Raw genomic sequence first — 15,938 nt, forward strand, 5'->3', positions numbered from 1 at the left:
ATTATGTCTTACACTAAGTCTTTAGAGAATTTTCGCAAACGACTCCTGCAAGACCCCACGGAAACAGCCCCTGAAATTGAGGCCCCGAAAAGTCTTATTAGTCGTCCTACCGTGTTTCAGCCAGCCAACACTGTCCAGGCTCAAAAGAACGATCCAAACGCATTTATCGAGAGCACACTTAGACAAATTAGAAATGCTCGTATGCAGTTTGAAGAGAGGACAGCCAAATCCTTAGCAAAAGCCAAGGAAAAGGATGAGGTTACAGAACAACCTCCTATGCTATATAGGACAAAAGCTCCTGCCGAAGTCCCTACAACTAGGGGGGAATTGTCAGAGGAAAAATCAATGCCTGTGCAAGGCACAGGGCGTTCTCCTGCCGATGATGAGTTGTACGCAGACACCTCACCCTATAAACGTGATGGACTTGACTTGCTTGCCCTGTCTAGGGCGATCAAGAAGATCGAGAGTGGTGGTGGGAATTACTCAGCCAGAGGGCCGGTGGTTGAATCTGGGCAATACAAGGGTCAACGTGCGATGGGCGCATATCAAGTCATGCCCGGCAACCTTCCCCAGTGGTCCAAAGCAGCCCTCGGTCGTGTCGTGTCCGAAGATGAGTTTATGTCTAGCAAGGTCATTCAAGATACAATCTTCTTAGACCAAATGACTAAATCCTTTGATAAGTATGGAAGTGCAGAAGACGCAGCTTCTGTGTGGTTTACCGGACAACCTGCTAGTAAATCTAAAGGTAGGTCTGACGGGTATATGAAGGCTGAGGATTATGTAAGTAATTTTAGTCGTGGGTATAGGGAGGGTTAATTTTGATGTTTAATGCACCAATCCCCGGAGAGTCTCTTACGAGAGAGCCGGGCAATGCTCCTTGGGAGCAACCCCCTCAGTTTCCAACTGTACAAGAAGCCCTTGAATTCTACATGGACAAGTTTGAAGACGACGAAACACTAGAAGATGCTTTATTTATTTTGGATCAGGATTTTCCTCTTGATCTTTTTATAGAGAGTATTCTTATGTACGGAGAGATGGAGGGTAAGCATACAGCCGATGTATCTTTTTTAATTGGCCCCGTCCTTCATGAATATTTTCTGTCTATGGCTTCTGCTGCTGGGGTGACAGTGAGGGAGTTTCAGGGAGAAACTAAGTCTGAAAAACAAAAACAAAAGATGATTAGAGACCTTCAAATTGTGCTTGATGATGATAGGTACACATCTGATGTTGCCACTGAATTAAAATCAAATGTCAAAGAAGCCGTCACTAACGACGTGCAAATACAACTCCCTGCTTCTAAAGCTAAAAAGGGACTTATTAGTAGGAAAGTCTGATGTCCGGTTTTGAGTATTTTGCCACTGGCTTTTTTGACGCTCTCGGTGAGGGTGTCACTAAGAGAAAAGATGCAGCCAACGACTACTTTGCAAGACAAATGGAACGTGCAGGTACGACAGGTGTAAAAGCCCTGCAAGCTAGGCGTGACACCCTCAGACAAGTTACTTCTGTGGCAAATAATCTTAAAGTTCAAGCAAACATGCCCGACGATGTGTTAAGGGGATTAGTTAACGAAGGACCTGAAACCCTTAATCAAGCCTACCAACTCTATGCTGACTCTGTTGCTAATGGAGTAAAAGTTGATGAAGATTTCTGGAAGAATGTTTATAAGTTCTCCAACGATATTAAACCCAGCGATGAACCACTTAGTGTATTTTTGGAAAGAGCAGTTGGTCTGTATCCCTCCAACCTGCAATCTACCAAGTCGGAGGGAGGTGATCCATTTTCTGCATTCGTAGCCTCTGGTTTTGGTTACAATGCTATGGAACGAGCAAACGAACGTCTTGGCAATACAGAGGTAGCAGGAGGATACTCGGCCTCTGAACTGAATGCTATGATTGATGCTGGTTCTACCAGACCCCTTGGAGACACTGGTCTTACTGTTGACCTTGAGGAAATTTCTAGGAGAGAGGCTGCTGCGCAGGCTGAAGTGGGTGGTTTAGCGACATCGGCTGCAACTGCAAAACCTCTCAGCCCCTCCACTGTTAAGTCGTACATGGATTTGTTTAACTCTAGTGTTGAAGAGCAAGTACAATCTGGTTTGAGGGAGGGTATTGAACGTACCCAAGAAGTAACTGATGCAGCAAGACGGAACGCCGCTGCTGAATTGCTGTCAACATTTGGACCTGACGACATCCAACGCATACCGAATATTGCTAAATATCTTCCTGTTGCAGAAACAGAGATCACTACAACTCCAATCGAAGAGATGGGGGTTACTACAACTCCAATTGAACCCAACGACCCACCCATTACTTCACAGATCGCTGTACCAAATAAAATTCAGATGGGTGACTCAGTCTTAGTCTTTACGGGAGAAGAGGGCGCTGACGGATACTCATTTGAAGATGAGTTCGGCAATATCTACGCATACTCAGCAGAAGAGTTGGGACTGGTTGACACGTCAACTCCACAAGAAATGTCTGTCCCCGATGTGGTGGAAGAAGAGGTTACATCAGATGCCTCGCAACGTCTAGGAGCTGACTTTGATTCTATAATGGCTGGTGAATCTAACTTACATGTTAACCCCTCCTTTGGTGCTGTACCAAGCCTTAATCCGGGAGAAGACCCCCCGGAAAGCTTCACCACAGAAGGAAAGCTCTTCAACTTTGTGGGTGTACAAGAACTGCAAGATCAAACTTATGCTGTGTACGAAGATGAAACCGGAAAAGAACTATATGTTCTAATTCAAGAGGAATGAAATGGCGACTACAGACTTTAAACCGGCTTATACAAAAGCTCCAATCAAGGCTCCGATTGACGTATCAGACCCAAGGGATTTTAAGCCAAGGTTTATCAAGTCTGTAGACACCCCTAAAAATCCTGTACCTAAGAATGCAAGACCTCTAAATCCTCAGCCACAACCAGAGACAGTACAACTAGCAGAGGCTGAATCTCCTCAAGAGCCTGAAATTATCCGAGTTGCTCCCAAGAGACCTAAATCTGCGCTAATTCAAGTTGCTCCAAAAGAGCCTAGGAATATCCTCCAAGTTGCGCCTAAAAGGCCCATTGGGAAAAAGGCTGAACCTGTCCCTAAGACTGCTGATGAAATTCGTAATAGCCCTGAAGACATGTTGAAGATTCGTTCTTATATGATGTCTCGTAAAGGTAAGCAATTTCAAGACTTGCCAGACGATGAAGTGTACGATGATTTCATCAATCACATGCGTTATTTTAACACAAATGAAGTGTGGACAGTAGGGGAGTTACGTTGGCTCTCAGACCAACAACCCGAGGGTAAAGCTATTGCAGGGTCTGCATATCAGGTGTATGACTCTCTTGGTAATGTCTTCGTTAATGACGGTTTGTACGGTGCTGTAGATGGTGTAGCAGATTACGCTGGTGCTGTCTTGTCTAGCCCCTCTAGCTGGCTTGGTCTGGGTGTTGGCAAAGTTGTTCTTGGGGGTAGTGCTAAGGTTACGGCTAATGCAGCCACTAAATCTGCTGTAGAAGTTGCAAAGAAAGCCGCTATTCGAGAGGCATTGAAGGTTGGTGCTACAAGAGAGATTGCTAAGGCTGCTGGTGTCAAAGCTGCTGATGATGTAATATTTAGAGCTGCTCGTAGTCTTGAACTGAAGAAGGCAGGCATTGCTGCTGCCACTGATATTGGTATGGGTATTGGTCAGAACTTGGGTGTACAAAAAGCTCAGATTGATGTTGGCAATCAAGAAGAGTATGACCCCCTTCAGACTGCGGTTGTAGCTGCGGCTGGTATTATTGGTGGGGGAGTGTCTTATCTTCCCTTCGCCCTCCGTGGTACATCTGGCCTTGATAAGGTGTCGGAGAAAGTTGTAGCCGGGCGTGTCGCTGAACGTAGGGTTAATCAAGCTAAGGCTGCCCCTGCTGCTCAGGCAATGGCCACTAAGTTTCAAGAGCGTATGGCTCCTTGGGAAGAGGCTGTTGCTGCTGGTAAAGATGTCAGCGATAGTTCTAAATTCCGTATGGATGTCACTCGTAACTTGCTTGGAGACGCAGAAGACGGCAAGGGTGGATTGCTCAAAGGCATGATGGATGATGCAGGCATTGCAATCGACACCAGTATGGACGCTCCCCCTGTTATGCAACAAGTGGTGTCGTTTGCTCTTGACCTCCCTGTAAAAGCTAAAGCAGAGCTCGATGTAGCTTTTAAGAAATCCTACGGTGTATCCTGGGATGATACAGTTAACCTTGTAGCAACTGCTATGAGCGAGGGTGGTCAGGTTCTTGAGCTTGCCTCTCGTACTGCTAGGAAGTTAAAAGAGAGTGTCAGGATTGGTATTGAAGCTAATAATGCCATCCTGAAAGGTGCTGCTGAAAAAGCTGCTGACAAAGCACCAGACCCTGATGTGATCGGTTATATCCAGAATGTGTGGAGACGTGCCCTAGTGTCGCACCCCGCCACAACGGCTGTGAACGTCAAGGGGTGGGTGGCTGCAAATGCCTTTACCTCCCTAGCCGAAGTTATACAAGCGGCCTCAGTGGGCGGCTACGGGGCTGTGGCAGCCCTTATACCAACCAAGGCAGGACAAGCTGCTTCTAAGGAAGCACTGCGTCGCTCAAGACAGATGATGGCGGCACAAGTGTATAAGGCTCGTACCTTGCTTGACCCGTACACCACAAGGGAAGCTGCTGAAGCTCTCTTCAAAGAGGCTCCCAAGAAATATCAAAAGATGATTGGGGAGAGTACCTTTGGATTGGAGACTGGGGGTCCAGAGAATTTTGGTCTTAACCCCAAGGGTCGTGTAGTCAAGCGGACAGAGGGTTATCTTAATAAAGCTGCCACTATCTCTGGCATGAATATTCAAGACACATACACTAAGAGTATTAGTGTAATGACTGAACTAGATCGTCTTGTTCGTTTAAAATATGACAAGGGACTTGCTCAACTTCTTGATGAAGGGCAGGCTCATAAAATCTCTGATGATGTCTGGCAAGGTGCTGTGGAGAAAGGTCTTAAAGATACATTCTCTATGGACTACACCAGAGGATACATGTTGTCTCCTTTTGCAAAGGCTGTGGAAAGTCTGTCGTCTCTCCCCGGTCTTGGGTTTATCTTCCCATTTGGACGTTTCATGAATAACGCCCTCGCGTTTACTCTAGAGTATAGTCCATTTGCTGTAGTACCCCTTGCCAATCGTATGATTAAGAAGGGTCTTCTGACGAAGGGTGCTCTCAATGAACTTGGTTCAGACGAGGCACAACAAACATTAGCTAAAGTCACTGTAGGTATGCTGGCCATTGCCCACTTTGCTAATATACAGACAGAGAAAGAGAAAAAGGGCTTGTCTTGGAATCAGGACATGGACTCTACCGGGGCTATTGTTAACAACGATAACCTTTCTCCTATTGCTCCGTTTCAAGTTCTTGGACGAATTGCTTCCCTTATGATGAGGGGAGAAAAGGCTGCTACTAAGGAACTAATTCGTGACGCTGGTACACAGCTTGTTATTGCACAGTTGTATCGACAGGCTGGTGTCGGGGGTGGGGTAGAGGACCTTGCTAAATACATGCTATCCATCACAGACAGTGAGGTAGAACAAAGGGAGTTCACTGATATTCTCTCTACCTTTGCTACTTTTATTGGTGGAGATATTGTATCAGGCTTCACTCGTCCTTTTGAACCTATTAACACTGCTGTCGGAGTTGCTCAGAACAGTGATGTATTGATAGACCGTAAGCAACTCCGTGGGGCAGACTTAGCTTTGGCTAACACCTTTAGGTACCTAGACAGTTTCTTTAATCTTTTCACAGAGCCGGACGAGAATGGTCGTAAGAGCATGGGACCACCCCTGCAAGCCCTCACTAAGCCGGGAGATCAACGGGAAGCTAACCCTATTAGACGTATCACCTCTGGTACTAGGGAAGAACAACCTCTGACTAATGCTGACCGTATGTTGAATATGGTTAACTTTCCACTGTGGACTCAGCAGGAGCGTACAGGTATTCCTGAATGGGATGCTTTGATGAACAAGGAGATTACTCCTATGTTAGAAGCAAGGGCCACAAGACTTATCAATAGCCCTCTTTGGAAAGAGAGTAATCAACGTACAAGACAACGACAAGTCCGCGCATTGATGAAACAGGTTAAGGCAGACATGCGGGAGATTCTCGCTAAAGAAACCTTTGACGGAGCAACACGTAATGCTCAACGTAAATGGCTCTCTAAGGACGAAGACCTTCGTATCCAGGCAAAACAGAGATTTAACCTTGGTGGTGTCAAAGACCATGAACTTACCATCCCTCAGATTGAGATGATGGAGTTTTGGATTAAAGAAACTACAGCAGCAACAAAGGCTGCTGTCAGCCCCTAGAAATGAAGAAGGACGACCTCAGCTTGATTGCCGGGGCCGTCCTTTTTTTATTGTTTATTTTTTGACAGTTACATAAACAGACAAAACTTCATCCATTGAGTCTTCATCTTCAGAAAAATTTTGCATGATTTGGATGAGTTTTTGTGTGGCCAGCATGGCCATTTGCTTTGGAGTTACGGATATAGTTCTAGTAACTACTTTGCCTCTTGAGTTCTTATAAGAAAAAGTCCATTCTTCATCCATAGGAGGCAATCTTCTCGTCAATTAGCCTTAAAGTCTCTTCATAACCCTCTTTAAGAAACATCTCATAGAGTTATTCATCTGGGTGGGGTTCGTCATCTTTTTTAGCCTCTACAATTCGAGCTTCTGTATCAGCCCGCAGTTCTAATAGTTGTTCAAGAGTTCGTTTTATGTATTCTCCAAAATCTTATTGTTATCCATTAAAGATACTTTGCACCTTTTGGCACAACCACTACTTGTCCCGGCATTAAGTCCTGTTTCTTTTGTACTACATTATCCCAAGGTCTAATTTCAGCACGATACATAGGACCAACAAAACGGTCATCAAATTGCCCCATCTTGCGTTGTTCGTATGTAACGAGAAATACTAAGTTACAGAGGGCATGACTAAGATGGCTGTATCCAGTTTCAGGGTCTACATTTTCCCCTTTCCACCAAGACCACATATGCCTCATGAGGGCACTAAATACTCTGCCCCACTTCATACCCCTAGCCCAGTTATGATCTTCGTATTTAGTAGCGCCGTGAGTCAGGACTTTTGCAAGCTCTTCCATTGCTTCTGGGGGAATAAGATCATATCGTAGTTTTTCTGCATCGTGCTTGTACCCAGCTTGCGTATCTAATGCACTCATTTTAACTCCTGCTTAATCATTGCTTGGTAAAAGAAATGGGGTTCTGTCAGTACAGCTACACCACCCTGCAGGGTCCAACCCTGCGCAACAAGCGCATTAACTTGTTCCACTAAGGAGGCCAAATTTTACCCCAAACTACTACATACTTCATGTTATGTCCACAATTTCACATATATCGCCGGTGCAAGCAAATGTCTGGCTTGATTTTGTATTATCCTCTTTCTCGTAATCCGACAGTTTTTCCCAATTAATTTTCTTGGGCATCAACTTAAGAAGTTCTTCATACTCTCTCTGCCCAACCTCTTGATATGGAGCCTGTTGGTAGGTGTGGTCAGAATGAGGAAGGAAACTTACACCACTCACTTCATCAAAGTGTTTATACACCCAAGCCCCAACTTCCATCCACTCATGATCCCGGACAGTCACTGTAATCGAGGGCTTATGTTCACACCAATGCTGTTGGTACAACAGCCACAGTTCCAGTTGTTGAATGGCTGTCATGTCATTACGAGTTACAGCACCCACAGGAGACTTCATAGGAAAACTAAAGACTGTTGTACTGGCAGGTTTCATCACATCAGGTTCACTAGGCACACCCTGATCTTTCATGAATTGTGTCAACGGGTCTTTGTTATCTCCCCGAACAGTGCGGATGTAATAATCACTGTGACGGGCATGGATACCACTGGCACTATCTACAAGCTGGCTCACCGTACCAGAGGGCTTTACCGTGGTCACAGCAACAGATCGTGCGATACCTAGCTTATCAGCCCACTCTGCATTTGTTTCTATAGCGACGGTCTTTAGACAACTTAACTTCCCTGCAAGAGCAACTTTATCCCCTGTACCAGACATAGCTAAATTATCCATAATGCCAGTAAGGCTTACACCAAGTAGACGTTCTTCTTCTGTGTTATCTTTCCAGATTTTACGAAGGTACGGGAAGTGAGTGTAGGTTGACTGAATTGTACCAAGAATAGTAGCGAGACGGACCTTCTCTTTAAGCGTTTGTACCGTGTCTTCTTTACGTACAACTACCTCTGTTAGATTGCAAAAAGAATTTGGACGAAGGATAATTTCAGCACAGGGGTTAACACCAAATTCATAATCTGTTTTACGTCTCCCGTTACGAGCAGCCTGCTTCTTAAGGGCAACTCGGTTAACAATGCCACGCTCCCCGCTTTTACTTGCAACGAGAGAAGTCCACTCACGAAGGAATGTCTCAATCTCTGGTCGTTCTGTATATGCTACAGAGTTATTAGACAATGCTCGTTGTGGATTGTTCTCCCACCATTGTCCGCTCTTTGCATAGCGTAGACGATCATCAGAGAGATTGCTAAGGCTAATCATAGCAGAGCGACGCACTCCACCAACTACCACCACTTCACCAATCTTACACATAATGTCGTGGCATTCCATAGAAGAAAGCTTTCGACCCTGTGCCTCGGAGAATGTACTGATAATGAACCTAAACAACTCTTCCAGAGGACCGGGACCAGATGCCCTACCACCAAACACCTTAAGTTTAGCTCCTGCTGGCCTCACCCTGCTTGTGTCATACTTGGCAATCTCACCAGCGTACAAGAGGCTAATAAGCTGACGTAGACCCTTTGCCCACCCCTCTTTGCTATCGTGTACAACAATCGTTGTTTCACTCTTGTACAGTTGTGGAACCTCTGGGAGCTTCTGTACATACTGTCGTTCTACAGAGAAACCAACTCCCGTACCACAGAGAAGGATAAACATAGCTTCATCGAATGACTTAACATTGTCTACAGTGAGGTAGGCACAATTGTAGGCACATGTGTTGTCACGATTGAGGGCTTCTCCTGCGGTCATCAAGGCTCGCATAGAGGGCATAATGTCTGTGTTTTCAATAGCTTGTTGGAGTTGATTTTGGGTGTCTTCATCAACCTTACCAGAGACAACATTCTGAATGTAACGACCTACAGTCTCTGACCAAGTTTCCCTGCGATTTTCTTTCTCCATCCAACGAGCATACCTAGAGGTATGTATAAAAGATTGATAGTCTGTTTTAAGTTCTGTCAAAGTTTTTCCTCTAATCTTTTTGCAAGTTCTTTTAGATATTTGTCTACTCGACGATAGTAACTGTCGTATGTTTCTCCTACAACAGGCTCAGGAAACGCCTGATCCATCACCAAAAACATCTTTCATGTCAACCCCAACAAGTTTTGCAATCTGCTTAATCAGGATCACCTTAGCATCCATCTCACAATCAGGTTCACCCATCTTTTCGTCGTATCGTTTAGCAGCCAACAGAAGAAGTTTAAGTTCTTCCATCTCTTTACGGAGCTTTGCAATCTCTTCTTGTGGGTTAAAAACTGTTGTTCCATTTGTAGTGATAGGCCAAATGCGTGGGGCATAGGGATCAATATGTGGATATCTTTTTGAAAAGTCATCCTTCCAATAATCCCCGACATTACTCACTATACACATTAAATTAAGTCCTCTAAATTAGGTGCTTTGTAGTTCTTTGACTTTAGCACTTTTCCATCATCACGATAGATAGGCTTGCCATTATCGTCAAGCTTACTCATATTACTCTTGTGAATCCTACGAAAAGCTTTCTCTACATCTAAGCCCAGTTCTACAGCTAGGCCAGACAAAACATATTGAAGGTCACAAATCTCTTTGAGAAGGGCTAGGCGGTATGCTTTGTGGTTCCTTCCATCGTTAGACCACTGCCACATGGCCTCAATCACCTCCATAAACTCTTCTTGGAGAAGTTTCTGTCGCAGGTCTATGTCTTTAGGCTTAATCTCAGCAGGGGCCACCTTATGTCCGAAGGCTTCATGAAACTCTTTAACAAGTTGTTCTCGTGTAGTTTTGGGCATACATTCCTCTGGGTCGTCTGGGGTCCAGTAGTCAAAAAGGTCAAGTTGTGTAATCATAAGCTTCGTTCCACCCCTCGTCATCCCCTGTGTATTCATCTTCGTCTGTGTCTTTGTACGACCATGTAATAATGATTGCACCATCTTCTAGATTAATCTCCCCTTTGTTAACCCCATGACGCCGGGTGAGGAAAGGGACAAGGTATGGCCAGTTTTGCTTAACAATGTCTTCTTCATGGTAACAGTCAAGCTTATCGTTCATTACAATCTTAGCATTAAATGTCTTTGACATCTTCAATCTCCTCATCCCAATAGCGACAATATTGTAACATTCCTTGGTCGATAAGTTCCTGCGGATAGCCTTGCAACAAAAACCACTTCACTCTGTCTTTGTACAAAGTGATTGCGGGCATAGGCTTGGGGAAGCCGTATAACCAACCTTCGGGCAAATCAACTACACGTACTTTAAGAGTCATTCTGGCACCTCAATAGCAAGTACAGGGAAGTAGTTATCACTGCCGTCCCACTTTGGATTTTCTACACAGATAATCCACTTATTACCTAGAGCTTCTTCCGGCTCTACAACAGTGACTGCATAACCATCTCGAATAGCTTCAAGCCATTGTGATAGGTACTCTTTAGTCAGTTTCATTTAACAAAGCTCCCCATGAAATAGGATAAAGATTAGACATATAGTCACTAATTTGTTGTGCTACAAGACGTGTTTCGTATTGTGTATCTTCTTTAAGCCTAAGCTTACACATGTTGGCAAAAGCATCCATAGACCCACTCCACCACCAAGAAGTCATTATCGAAAGGGGAAGCACAGACCTAGCTTGTTCTGGTGCCACACCAGCCTTTAACATACCTTTGTACAGGGACAGACAATCGTGATGATGCTCATCGATAAACAGGTCGATAGGGTACATAAAAGGATCAGATTTTGTATTCATAGTAGTGATAACGTCTTCACTGCTACCTTGTTTCTTATCTACAGCCTTACCTCTCCACATGTCGGGTGTGTAAAACTCAGGTGGCGTATCTACATACCTCCTACTCACTTCATTCATACGCAAGTATTCATGCTTAACAAGTTGGCGACACACAAAGATCGGAGCAGTAATACGGAAAGAGGCAAAGCAATGGCCGAAGGGAGAATAGTGTTTGTGTTTAGCAAGATAGTGGATAAGCTTGGCGTCTTTGTCTGGTAGCTCGTATGACTCATTAGAAACATCCCAGTAGCTTTGTTTATTAAAACTCACTCGTGCGGCGTTAACCACACTTAAGTCGTCTCCCATGTAGCTGAGTAGCTCCACTTTAATCTGGTCTTCAGACATCTTTGTACTCCACGATAATTGTAATGTCGGTCATCCGCAAGTCCTTAACAAAACATCAAGGCCAATCAAGAACATCAAGATAATTCCAGAGCCTACCCCAATAAAAAGCAAAAGTTCTAGCGCACGGTCTATCACTTTCTAAACCCCCCAATCATCCAGAATACAAAAACAACAAGAATGATAAAATAGATAGCACTATCCATACATACGCTCCAATGCTTTCATAGAAATCCATTGTAAGTCGTAGTCGCCCTTTTCTACTTCTCTTTTGATGACCACGCCTTTACTCCAATCCCCATTTGCTTGCCCGGCCCAGTCCTCTTCTTGTCCCTTAAAACACCCCGCAACGAGGCCATTAATCGGAGAAGGTCGAGCGTCAGCTTTACGGAAATAATGGAATTTATGACTATGACCGACAGTAGCAGAGCAGGCCAGCTTTTCAGTAAGAGAATAGCCATGATGCTTAGTTGACATAGCACTACCAAAATTCCCAGTGCTAACATAATGCCCGTATAGTACACCGTCGTAAGAAACGAGTGCGGGGGCGGAATTAACGTATTCGTGATACTCATCGAACCAGTGATCTGTTTGAAGGTGGGAGAAAGAGATGCCATATTTATCGCCCTCAAGACGAGGATCATGTGCTACGGCTCTATTTATTCTAAATTCATGGTTCCCGGCAAACCCAATACGGAAGGGTCGTTTCTTCTTAGAAAGCTTGTAGCGACTCCACAGACGATCTTGAGAGTCATTGTAGGCTTCAATATCTTTCTGGTAAGACTGAGCAACAATGGCCTGCGGATAGCGAGTGTCGAAGGTATTGAGGGAGCGCATGTCTGCGCCATCCCCCAGATCAATTGTATAATCAGGCTTAACGTCTTCAATCAAATCACCAAGCCAGTTAAATCGTTCGTTAGAGCAACTCGGATCGGCGTGGCTGCAAGTATAAACAATGACTGTTTTACCCATCAGTTGAGTCTCACTTTTTGTACAGTGTATCGTTGTTGAGACTCTGGGTCGTAGGAAATCTTTGCATCTACTTTAGCCAACAGAAGCAGGTAACGATCTGCATCTAGTTCGTTCTTAAATGCAGTCATTACACTACTTCCAAATCCAGTTTCGTCTTGCCAGTCATGAAGGATGACATAGATGATTTCTTCTTCATTCAATCTCTTCTTCCTCATCTTGGAGGGGCATTGTACGAATTAGATTGCGCTTAACTTCCTCTGCACCGTATTTCTTCACTTGGTTGTACACGTCGAGCATTTCTGTTTTCTCTTTGTCTGAGAATTGCTTGAGATATGCAACTGCGGCAGGCATACCACTGTCTTCCATAATGTTAAACATCATGACACAGCGATTATAGGTACGGAGTGGTTGGTATTCAATGGTGTTAAAATTATCCATTTGTATTTTTATCTCTCTTTTTGCGTTCTGTCGCAATCATACGTTCACTTGAAGTCTTGCTGTAATGGCAGTCAGAGCAGAGCAACTGATAGTTATCCGAGTTGCAAAACATTCTATTAATGTAGTTGTCCCAAGAGACAAATCCTGTATCTGAATCCACTACGGGAATGACATGATCCACTTGTACAAAGCGAACACGTTTTCCATCTTTAACAACAGTAACGGGCACAACTGTTTTACACCCATTACAGAGATATTTTCCTTTCTCTACCCTAGCCTTCTTAAGTGTCTCATTTTTTGGCCCCCATCGTCGTGTCCCACTACGTAAGAGACTCTTGATGAAACTGTTCATTTGTCCTTGTGTCCACTTGCCGTCATTGTACGGGCGTTCTTTTTCACTCACCCCTCTTCACCTACCTCAACAAGCTCACTCGTCACTCCACACACAACCAAATATGACACAACAACTCCCTCTTTTTGTTCCTTAGCAAGAACAGGTGCAACAGCATCACCTTCTTGCAGACACTCTTGAACAGTGTCAAATGTGTGGGGAGCGGCAAGGACAAGTGGGTTCTCGTTCAAAAGAAACAATAAGATAAAACCTTTAATCATTATTTAACTCCGTTAGAACTTTATTTACAAGAACTAGGGGTCCGTCTTGTCTTTGATGCGTAATCTTAAAGTCATAGCTATCTGTTTTGTATCTGTCCACCTCTACTCCGTATTCACATAAACCTAAACCTAGCGATGCAAGATTAGAGATGTTGATTTGATGAATCTCTCGTTCTTGATCTTCAGCACCGAAAGGTACAATAGAAATCCTTACTCTAAGTGTCACTTAGCCATCCCACCATTACCATCCATTCGGATATTTCTGCCGTCAACTGTTACCGTATATCTGTCTCCGGCAAAGTAAGCTCCGTACCAATTCATAATATCTGATACGTTTTCTTCTGCCACGTCTAGCACACTACTTTTAGGTGTTGCATCTGCATTGTTAAAGACAAGTCTTACAATTTTAGTCATTTGTCATCCTCTTCTTCTTCCTCGTCACCAAAGACTTTCGTAACGTACCACTCCCAATTATCTACCCCACCTGCATGAAGTTTGGCAAGATCACTACTGTCTTTCATTAGTCGGTCGTATTCTTTTTTGGTAATCCAGACTGCGTCTGGAATTGTAATTTTAGTCATTCGTTAACTCCTCATCTTTAACAAGTTCATAAGTCTTTTCAAAAATATCAGGCTTACAAGGATAAAGTTCCCCATTTACTCCCCGAATAATCCAATCATTTGTGGAAGCGGTCATTGTGCCCTCCAATGTAAGGATACTTAATTTATTGTTCATGTGGGAATATGTGTACGTTGTTTTCTCGCCGACAAGAAAATTATGAAGTTTTTCTAAATTATCTGGCCTTAGTTGTACGGCTTCAATCACAACAGGTTTTTACGAAATTTTAGACTCATTTACTAACTCCTCTATATTAACGGGTGTGTAATTAGTTAACTCTACACATACACTTTTGTAGGGGCCTTTTGGACTTCCGTTGTCGTGAGTGTGTCCATGAATATTGTAGCCACCGGCCCGCACAATGCGTTCATGAATGCTGTCTTCCTGTACAGGTACGTGAGTGAGGAGAAGTTTCTGATCCATAAACACACGCCACATCATTACCTTGTCAAAGAACCCCCCAGAAGATAGGAATTTAACATCGTCGTGATTACCAACGATAAGTCTTTTTCGGCCATTTAGTCGAGGCCAGAGTTTCTTAAACTCTTCCGGTTGATAGCTCATAGCCACATCACCAAGATGGTAGACAATATCCCCTTGTTTTACAACACTATTCCAATTTTGGATTAGAATTTCATTCATGTGTGCGACAGACTCGAATGGCCTATTACAATATTTGATGATGTTGTGATGAAAGAAATGTGTATCAGAAGTAAGATAGATGTCTCTCATTCTTTACCCCTTAAATTATATACCAACACACGAAGTTCTTCCATCTGCTCTCCCATACTTTGCAAGTCCATTAAATCTAGTTTTAGTTTAACAACTTCCTTACACAAAGCCTCTATAACAAATCTTTCACGCAAAGGGCGAAGAACATAGGCTGAGTTAGAGCATTTAGGACACCTACACTTATCTACCTTTGGTAGTCCGTCAGTTCCTCGTACTGAGTGTTCGCCTGTAAAACCGCAGGTCAGGCAAGCGATAGACCAAGTAACATATTCACTACCAATCATTCTTTATCCTTTCTAGGTGGCAGCCACATTTTTGGCGAATGATCCTCGTTAAGTTCCCTTACCATGTGCAGCAATCGAGCCTGCTCTAACAGTTTCTCTTTCCAGTCGTCTCCATGTGCTTTGATGTACAATTCTGCTACATGTTCATAGCATTGACGTTCTGTCTCTAGGTCATGTATAAGCTTGAAAGCAAAGGCTGGACCCTTCCCCTTAATACCCCCAATGTTGTCAACTGTGTCTCCCACAATAAGTTGGTAGTAGAAGAACTTATGACCTACACCCCATATTTTACCGTCTTCCTTCTTTTCTAAGAAGCCTAGTGGTTCCACATAGATTGGCCCGATTGATGGTTGCTTGCCACACTCCCAGCTATAATGAAGTCCCGGACACTGACGAACATCCTTATCACGAGAGCAGATAACAGTGTCTCTAGTGTCTAGACGAGAGAATTGTTCAATACACATAAAATCGTCAGCCTCTAACCCCCCTTCGTGAATACGTGTTTGATAGGAAGCCAATACATAAGCCAACAGATTGTAAAAATGGAATGGCTTATCTGCTTTTCTTGTACCCTTGTACACCTTCTCTTTAGCAATCTCATTTCTGAAATTATCTACGTGTTCTACGGGAGGCTTATTTTGCCGCTTACGTTCACGATTGAGAAGCTTGTTAATACGTGGGGTGTTGGTGAGAAAGAGAAGAGGGGGTTGTGTAGCCCCCACTTCATCACATATAAGAGCAATCTTCTTGTCAAACAAGTCTTGAGTAAATTCCCAAGAAGAGGGGACAATCACTCCGTCCTCTTCTCTCTGGGAGGAAAACCCTATCTCATACAACAAGACATCAGAATCTACAAGAGGCTGCATGATACCTTTCTTCA

The 15,938-nt window shown here is 43.9% G+C and carries 23 protein-coding genes; 4 read left to right on the forward strand and 19 right to left on the reverse strand.

The features are described from left to right. Positions 1-3 precede the first annotated feature (3 nt). The 4 genes from IM509_RS05460 to IM509_RS05475 are packed head-to-tail and all read left to right on the forward strand — an operon-like array spanning position 4 to position 6,344. Complete coding sequence (locus IM509_RS05460) at positions 4-816, forward strand: hypothetical protein (protein WP_287716592.1); 813 nt, start codon at positions 4-6, stop codon at positions 814-816. 5 nt (positions 817-821) lie between these two features. After that, positions 822-1,334, forward strand: a complete 513-nt coding sequence (locus IM509_RS05465; RefSeq protein ID WP_287716594.1) for a hypothetical protein — start codon at positions 822-824, stop codon at positions 1,332-1,334. Continuing rightward, positions 1,334-2,755, forward strand: coding sequence for a hypothetical protein (locus tag IM509_RS05470; protein WP_287716596.1), 1,422 nt, complete (start codon positions 1,334-1,336; stop codon positions 2,753-2,755). Before IM509_RS05465 ends, IM509_RS05470 begins: the two co-directional genes overlap by 1 nt. A gap of 1 nt (position 2,756) precedes the next feature. Continuing rightward, complete coding sequence (locus IM509_RS05475) at positions 2,757-6,344, forward strand: hypothetical protein (RefSeq protein ID WP_287716598.1); 3,588 nt, start codon at positions 2,757-2,759, stop codon at positions 6,342-6,344. Between the two features lie 54 nt (positions 6,345-6,398). Here the strand turns inward: IM509_RS05475 and IM509_RS05480 are convergent, their stop codons facing one another. The 19 genes from IM509_RS05480 to IM509_RS05570 all read right to left on the reverse strand — a co-directional run bounded on the left by IM509_RS05480 (position 6,399) and on the right by IM509_RS05570 (position 15,924). Continuing rightward, entirely contained in the window at positions 6,399-6,587 is a 189-nt protein-coding gene (locus IM509_RS05480; protein WP_287716600.1) for a hypothetical protein, read from the reverse strand. Between the two features lie 197 nt (positions 6,588-6,784). Beyond that, positions 6,785-7,216, reverse strand: coding sequence for a dATP/dGTP diphosphohydrolase domain-containing protein (locus IM509_RS05485; protein ID WP_287716601.1), 432 nt, complete (start codon positions 7,214-7,216; stop codon positions 6,785-6,787). A 147-nt stretch (positions 7,217-7,363) separates the two neighbouring features. Continuing rightward, a complete protein-coding gene (locus IM509_RS05490; protein WP_287716603.1) occupies positions 7,364-9,265 on the reverse strand; it encodes a glycyl radical enzyme family protein in 1,902 nt (633 codons plus the stop codon). Positions 9,266-9,352: 87 nt separating this feature from the next. Next, complete coding sequence (locus IM509_RS05495) at positions 9,353-9,664, reverse strand: hypothetical protein (RefSeq protein ID WP_287716605.1); 312 nt, start codon at positions 9,662-9,664, stop codon at positions 9,353-9,355. Between the two features lie 8 nt (positions 9,665-9,672). Next, on the reverse strand, positions 9,673-10,071 hold the full coding sequence (locus IM509_RS05500; RefSeq protein WP_287716607.1) for a pyrophosphohydrolase domain-containing protein: 399 nt from the start codon (positions 10,069-10,071) through the stop codon (positions 9,673-9,675). A 40-nt stretch (positions 10,072-10,111) separates the two neighbouring features. Continuing rightward, positions 10,112-10,360, reverse strand: coding sequence for a hypothetical protein (locus tag IM509_RS05505; RefSeq protein WP_287716609.1), 249 nt, complete (start codon positions 10,358-10,360; stop codon positions 10,112-10,114). Beyond that, the gene (locus tag IM509_RS05510) at positions 10,344-10,481 is read right to left on the reverse strand and encodes a hypothetical protein (RefSeq protein WP_287716611.1); all 138 of its coding nucleotides are present in this window, start codon (positions 10,479-10,481) and stop codon (positions 10,344-10,346) included. Before IM509_RS05510 ends, IM509_RS05505 begins: the two co-directional genes overlap by 17 nt. A gap of 59 nt (positions 10,482-10,540) precedes the next feature. After that, entirely contained in the window at positions 10,541-10,720 is a 180-nt protein-coding gene (locus IM509_RS05515; protein ID WP_287716613.1) for a hypothetical protein, read from the reverse strand. Then, a complete protein-coding gene (thyX, locus tag IM509_RS05520; RefSeq protein WP_287716615.1) occupies positions 10,707-11,405 on the reverse strand; it encodes an FAD-dependent thymidylate synthase in 699 nt (232 codons plus the stop codon). Before thyX ends, IM509_RS05515 begins: the two co-directional genes overlap by 14 nt. A 195-nt stretch (positions 11,406-11,600) precedes the next feature. Then, entirely contained in the window at positions 11,601-12,374 is a 774-nt protein-coding gene (locus IM509_RS05525) for a hypothetical protein (protein WP_287716617.1), read from the reverse strand. Continuing rightward, a complete protein-coding gene (locus IM509_RS05530) occupies positions 12,374-12,574 on the reverse strand; it encodes a hypothetical protein (protein WP_287716618.1) in 201 nt (66 codons plus the stop codon). The genes IM509_RS05525 and IM509_RS05530 overlap by 1 nt, the downstream gene beginning before the upstream one ends. Further along, entirely contained in the window at positions 12,567-12,812 is a 246-nt protein-coding gene (locus tag IM509_RS05535; RefSeq protein WP_287716620.1) for a hypothetical protein, read from the reverse strand. The genes IM509_RS05530 and IM509_RS05535 overlap by 8 nt, the downstream gene beginning before the upstream one ends. Next, entirely contained in the window at positions 12,805-13,215 is a 411-nt protein-coding gene (locus IM509_RS05540) for an HNH endonuclease signature motif containing protein (RefSeq protein WP_287716621.1), read from the reverse strand. Before IM509_RS05540 ends, IM509_RS05535 begins: the two co-directional genes overlap by 8 nt. Next, positions 13,212-13,424 (reverse strand): hypothetical protein, encoded by a 213-nt coding sequence (locus IM509_RS05545; RefSeq protein WP_287716622.1) that lies wholly within the window; start codon positions 13,422-13,424, stop codon positions 13,212-13,214. The genes IM509_RS05540 and IM509_RS05545 overlap by 4 nt, the downstream gene beginning before the upstream one ends. A gap of 222 nt (positions 13,425-13,646) precedes the next feature. After that, on the reverse strand, positions 13,647-13,838 hold the full coding sequence (locus IM509_RS05550; RefSeq protein ID WP_287716623.1) for a hypothetical protein: 192 nt from the start codon (positions 13,836-13,838) through the stop codon (positions 13,647-13,649). Further along, on the reverse strand, positions 13,835-14,005 hold the full coding sequence (locus IM509_RS05555) for a hypothetical protein (protein ID WP_287716624.1): 171 nt from the start codon (positions 14,003-14,005) through the stop codon (positions 13,835-13,837). Before IM509_RS05555 ends, IM509_RS05550 begins: the two co-directional genes overlap by 4 nt. After that, the gene (locus IM509_RS05560; protein ID WP_287716625.1) at positions 13,998-14,120 is read right to left on the reverse strand and encodes a hypothetical protein; all 123 of its coding nucleotides are present in this window, start codon (positions 14,118-14,120) and stop codon (positions 13,998-14,000) included. The genes IM509_RS05555 and IM509_RS05560 overlap by 8 nt, the downstream gene beginning before the upstream one ends. A 138-nt stretch (positions 14,121-14,258) precedes the next feature. Further along, entirely contained in the window at positions 14,259-14,774 is a 516-nt protein-coding gene (locus IM509_RS05565) for a metallophosphoesterase family protein (RefSeq protein WP_353847197.1), read from the reverse strand. 280 nt (positions 14,775-15,054) lie between these two features. Beyond that, the gene (locus tag IM509_RS05570) at positions 15,055-15,924 is read right to left on the reverse strand and encodes a hypothetical protein (protein WP_287716628.1); all 870 of its coding nucleotides are present in this window, start codon (positions 15,922-15,924) and stop codon (positions 15,055-15,057) included. Positions 15,925-15,938 lie beyond the last annotated feature (14 nt).

The sequence above is a fragment of the Microcystis sp. M31BS1 genome, assembly GCF_020245285.1.
Lineage (GTDB): Bacteria > Cyanobacteriota > Cyanobacteriia > Cyanobacteriales > Microcystaceae > Microcystis > Microcystis panniformis.

Bases quoted from the DNA above. Each gene is read 5' to 3' on its own strand.
- IM509_RS05555 (WP_287716624.1), bottom strand. From the start codon at position 14,005: ATGACTAAAATTACAATTCCAGACGCAGTCTGGATTACCAAAAAAGAA.
- IM509_RS05470 (WP_287716596.1), top strand. From the start codon at position 1,334: ATGTCCGGTTTTGAGTATTTTGCCACTGGCTTTTTTGACGCTCTCGGT.
- IM509_RS05475 (WP_287716598.1), top strand. From the start codon at position 2,757: ATGGCGACTACAGACTTTAAACCGGCTTATACAAAAGCTCCAATCAAG.
- IM509_RS05480 (WP_287716600.1), bottom strand. From the start codon at position 6,587: ATGGATGAAGAATGGACTTTTTCTTATAAGAACTCAAGAGGCAAAGTA.
- IM509_RS05525 (WP_287716617.1), bottom strand. From the start codon at position 12,374: ATGGGTAAAACAGTCATTGTTTATACTTGCAGCCACGCCGATCCGAGT.
- IM509_RS05565 (WP_353847197.1), bottom strand. From the start codon at position 14,774: ATGAGAGACATCTATCTTACTTCTGATACACATTTCTTTCATCACAAC.
- thyX (WP_287716615.1), bottom strand. From the start codon at position 11,405: ATGTCTGAAGACCAGATTAAAGTGGAGCTACTCAGCTACATGGGAGAC.
- IM509_RS05500 (WP_287716607.1), bottom strand. From the start codon at position 10,071: ATGCCCAAAACTACACGAGAACAACTTGTTAAAGAGTTTCATGAAGCC.
- IM509_RS05460 (WP_287716592.1), top strand. From the start codon at position 4: ATGTCTTACACTAAGTCTTTAGAGAATTTTCGCAAACGACTCCTGCAA.
- IM509_RS05465 (WP_287716594.1), top strand. From the start codon at position 822: ATGTTTAATGCACCAATCCCCGGAGAGTCTCTTACGAGAGAGCCGGGC.
- IM509_RS05505 (WP_287716609.1), bottom strand. From the start codon at position 10,360: ATGTCAAAGACATTTAATGCTAAGATTGTAATGAACGATAAGCTTGAC.
- IM509_RS05510 (WP_287716611.1), bottom strand. From the start codon at position 10,481: ATGCCCGCAATCACTTTGTACAAAGACAGAGTGAAGTGGTTTTTGTTG.
- IM509_RS05545 (WP_287716622.1), bottom strand. From the start codon at position 13,424: ATGATTAAAGGTTTTATCTTATTGTTTCTTTTGAACGAGAACCCACTT.
- IM509_RS05570 (WP_287716628.1), bottom strand. From the start codon at position 15,924: ATGCAGCCTCTTGTAGATTCTGATGTCTTGTTGTATGAGATAGGGTTT.
- IM509_RS05550 (WP_287716623.1), bottom strand. From the start codon at position 13,838: ATGACTAAAATTGTAAGACTTGTCTTTAACAATGCAGATGCAACACCT.
- IM509_RS05485 (WP_287716601.1), bottom strand. From the start codon at position 7,216: ATGAGTGCATTAGATACGCAAGCTGGGTACAAGCACGATGCAGAAAAA.
- IM509_RS05515 (WP_287716613.1), bottom strand. From the start codon at position 10,720: ATGAAACTGACTAAAGAGTACCTATCACAATGGCTTGAAGCTATTCGA.
- IM509_RS05560 (WP_287716625.1), bottom strand. From the start codon at position 14,120: ATGACCGCTTCCACAAATGATTGGATTATTCGGGGAGTAAATGGGGAA.
- IM509_RS05535 (WP_287716620.1), bottom strand. From the start codon at position 12,812: ATGGATAATTTTAACACCATTGAATACCAACCACTCCGTACCTATAAT.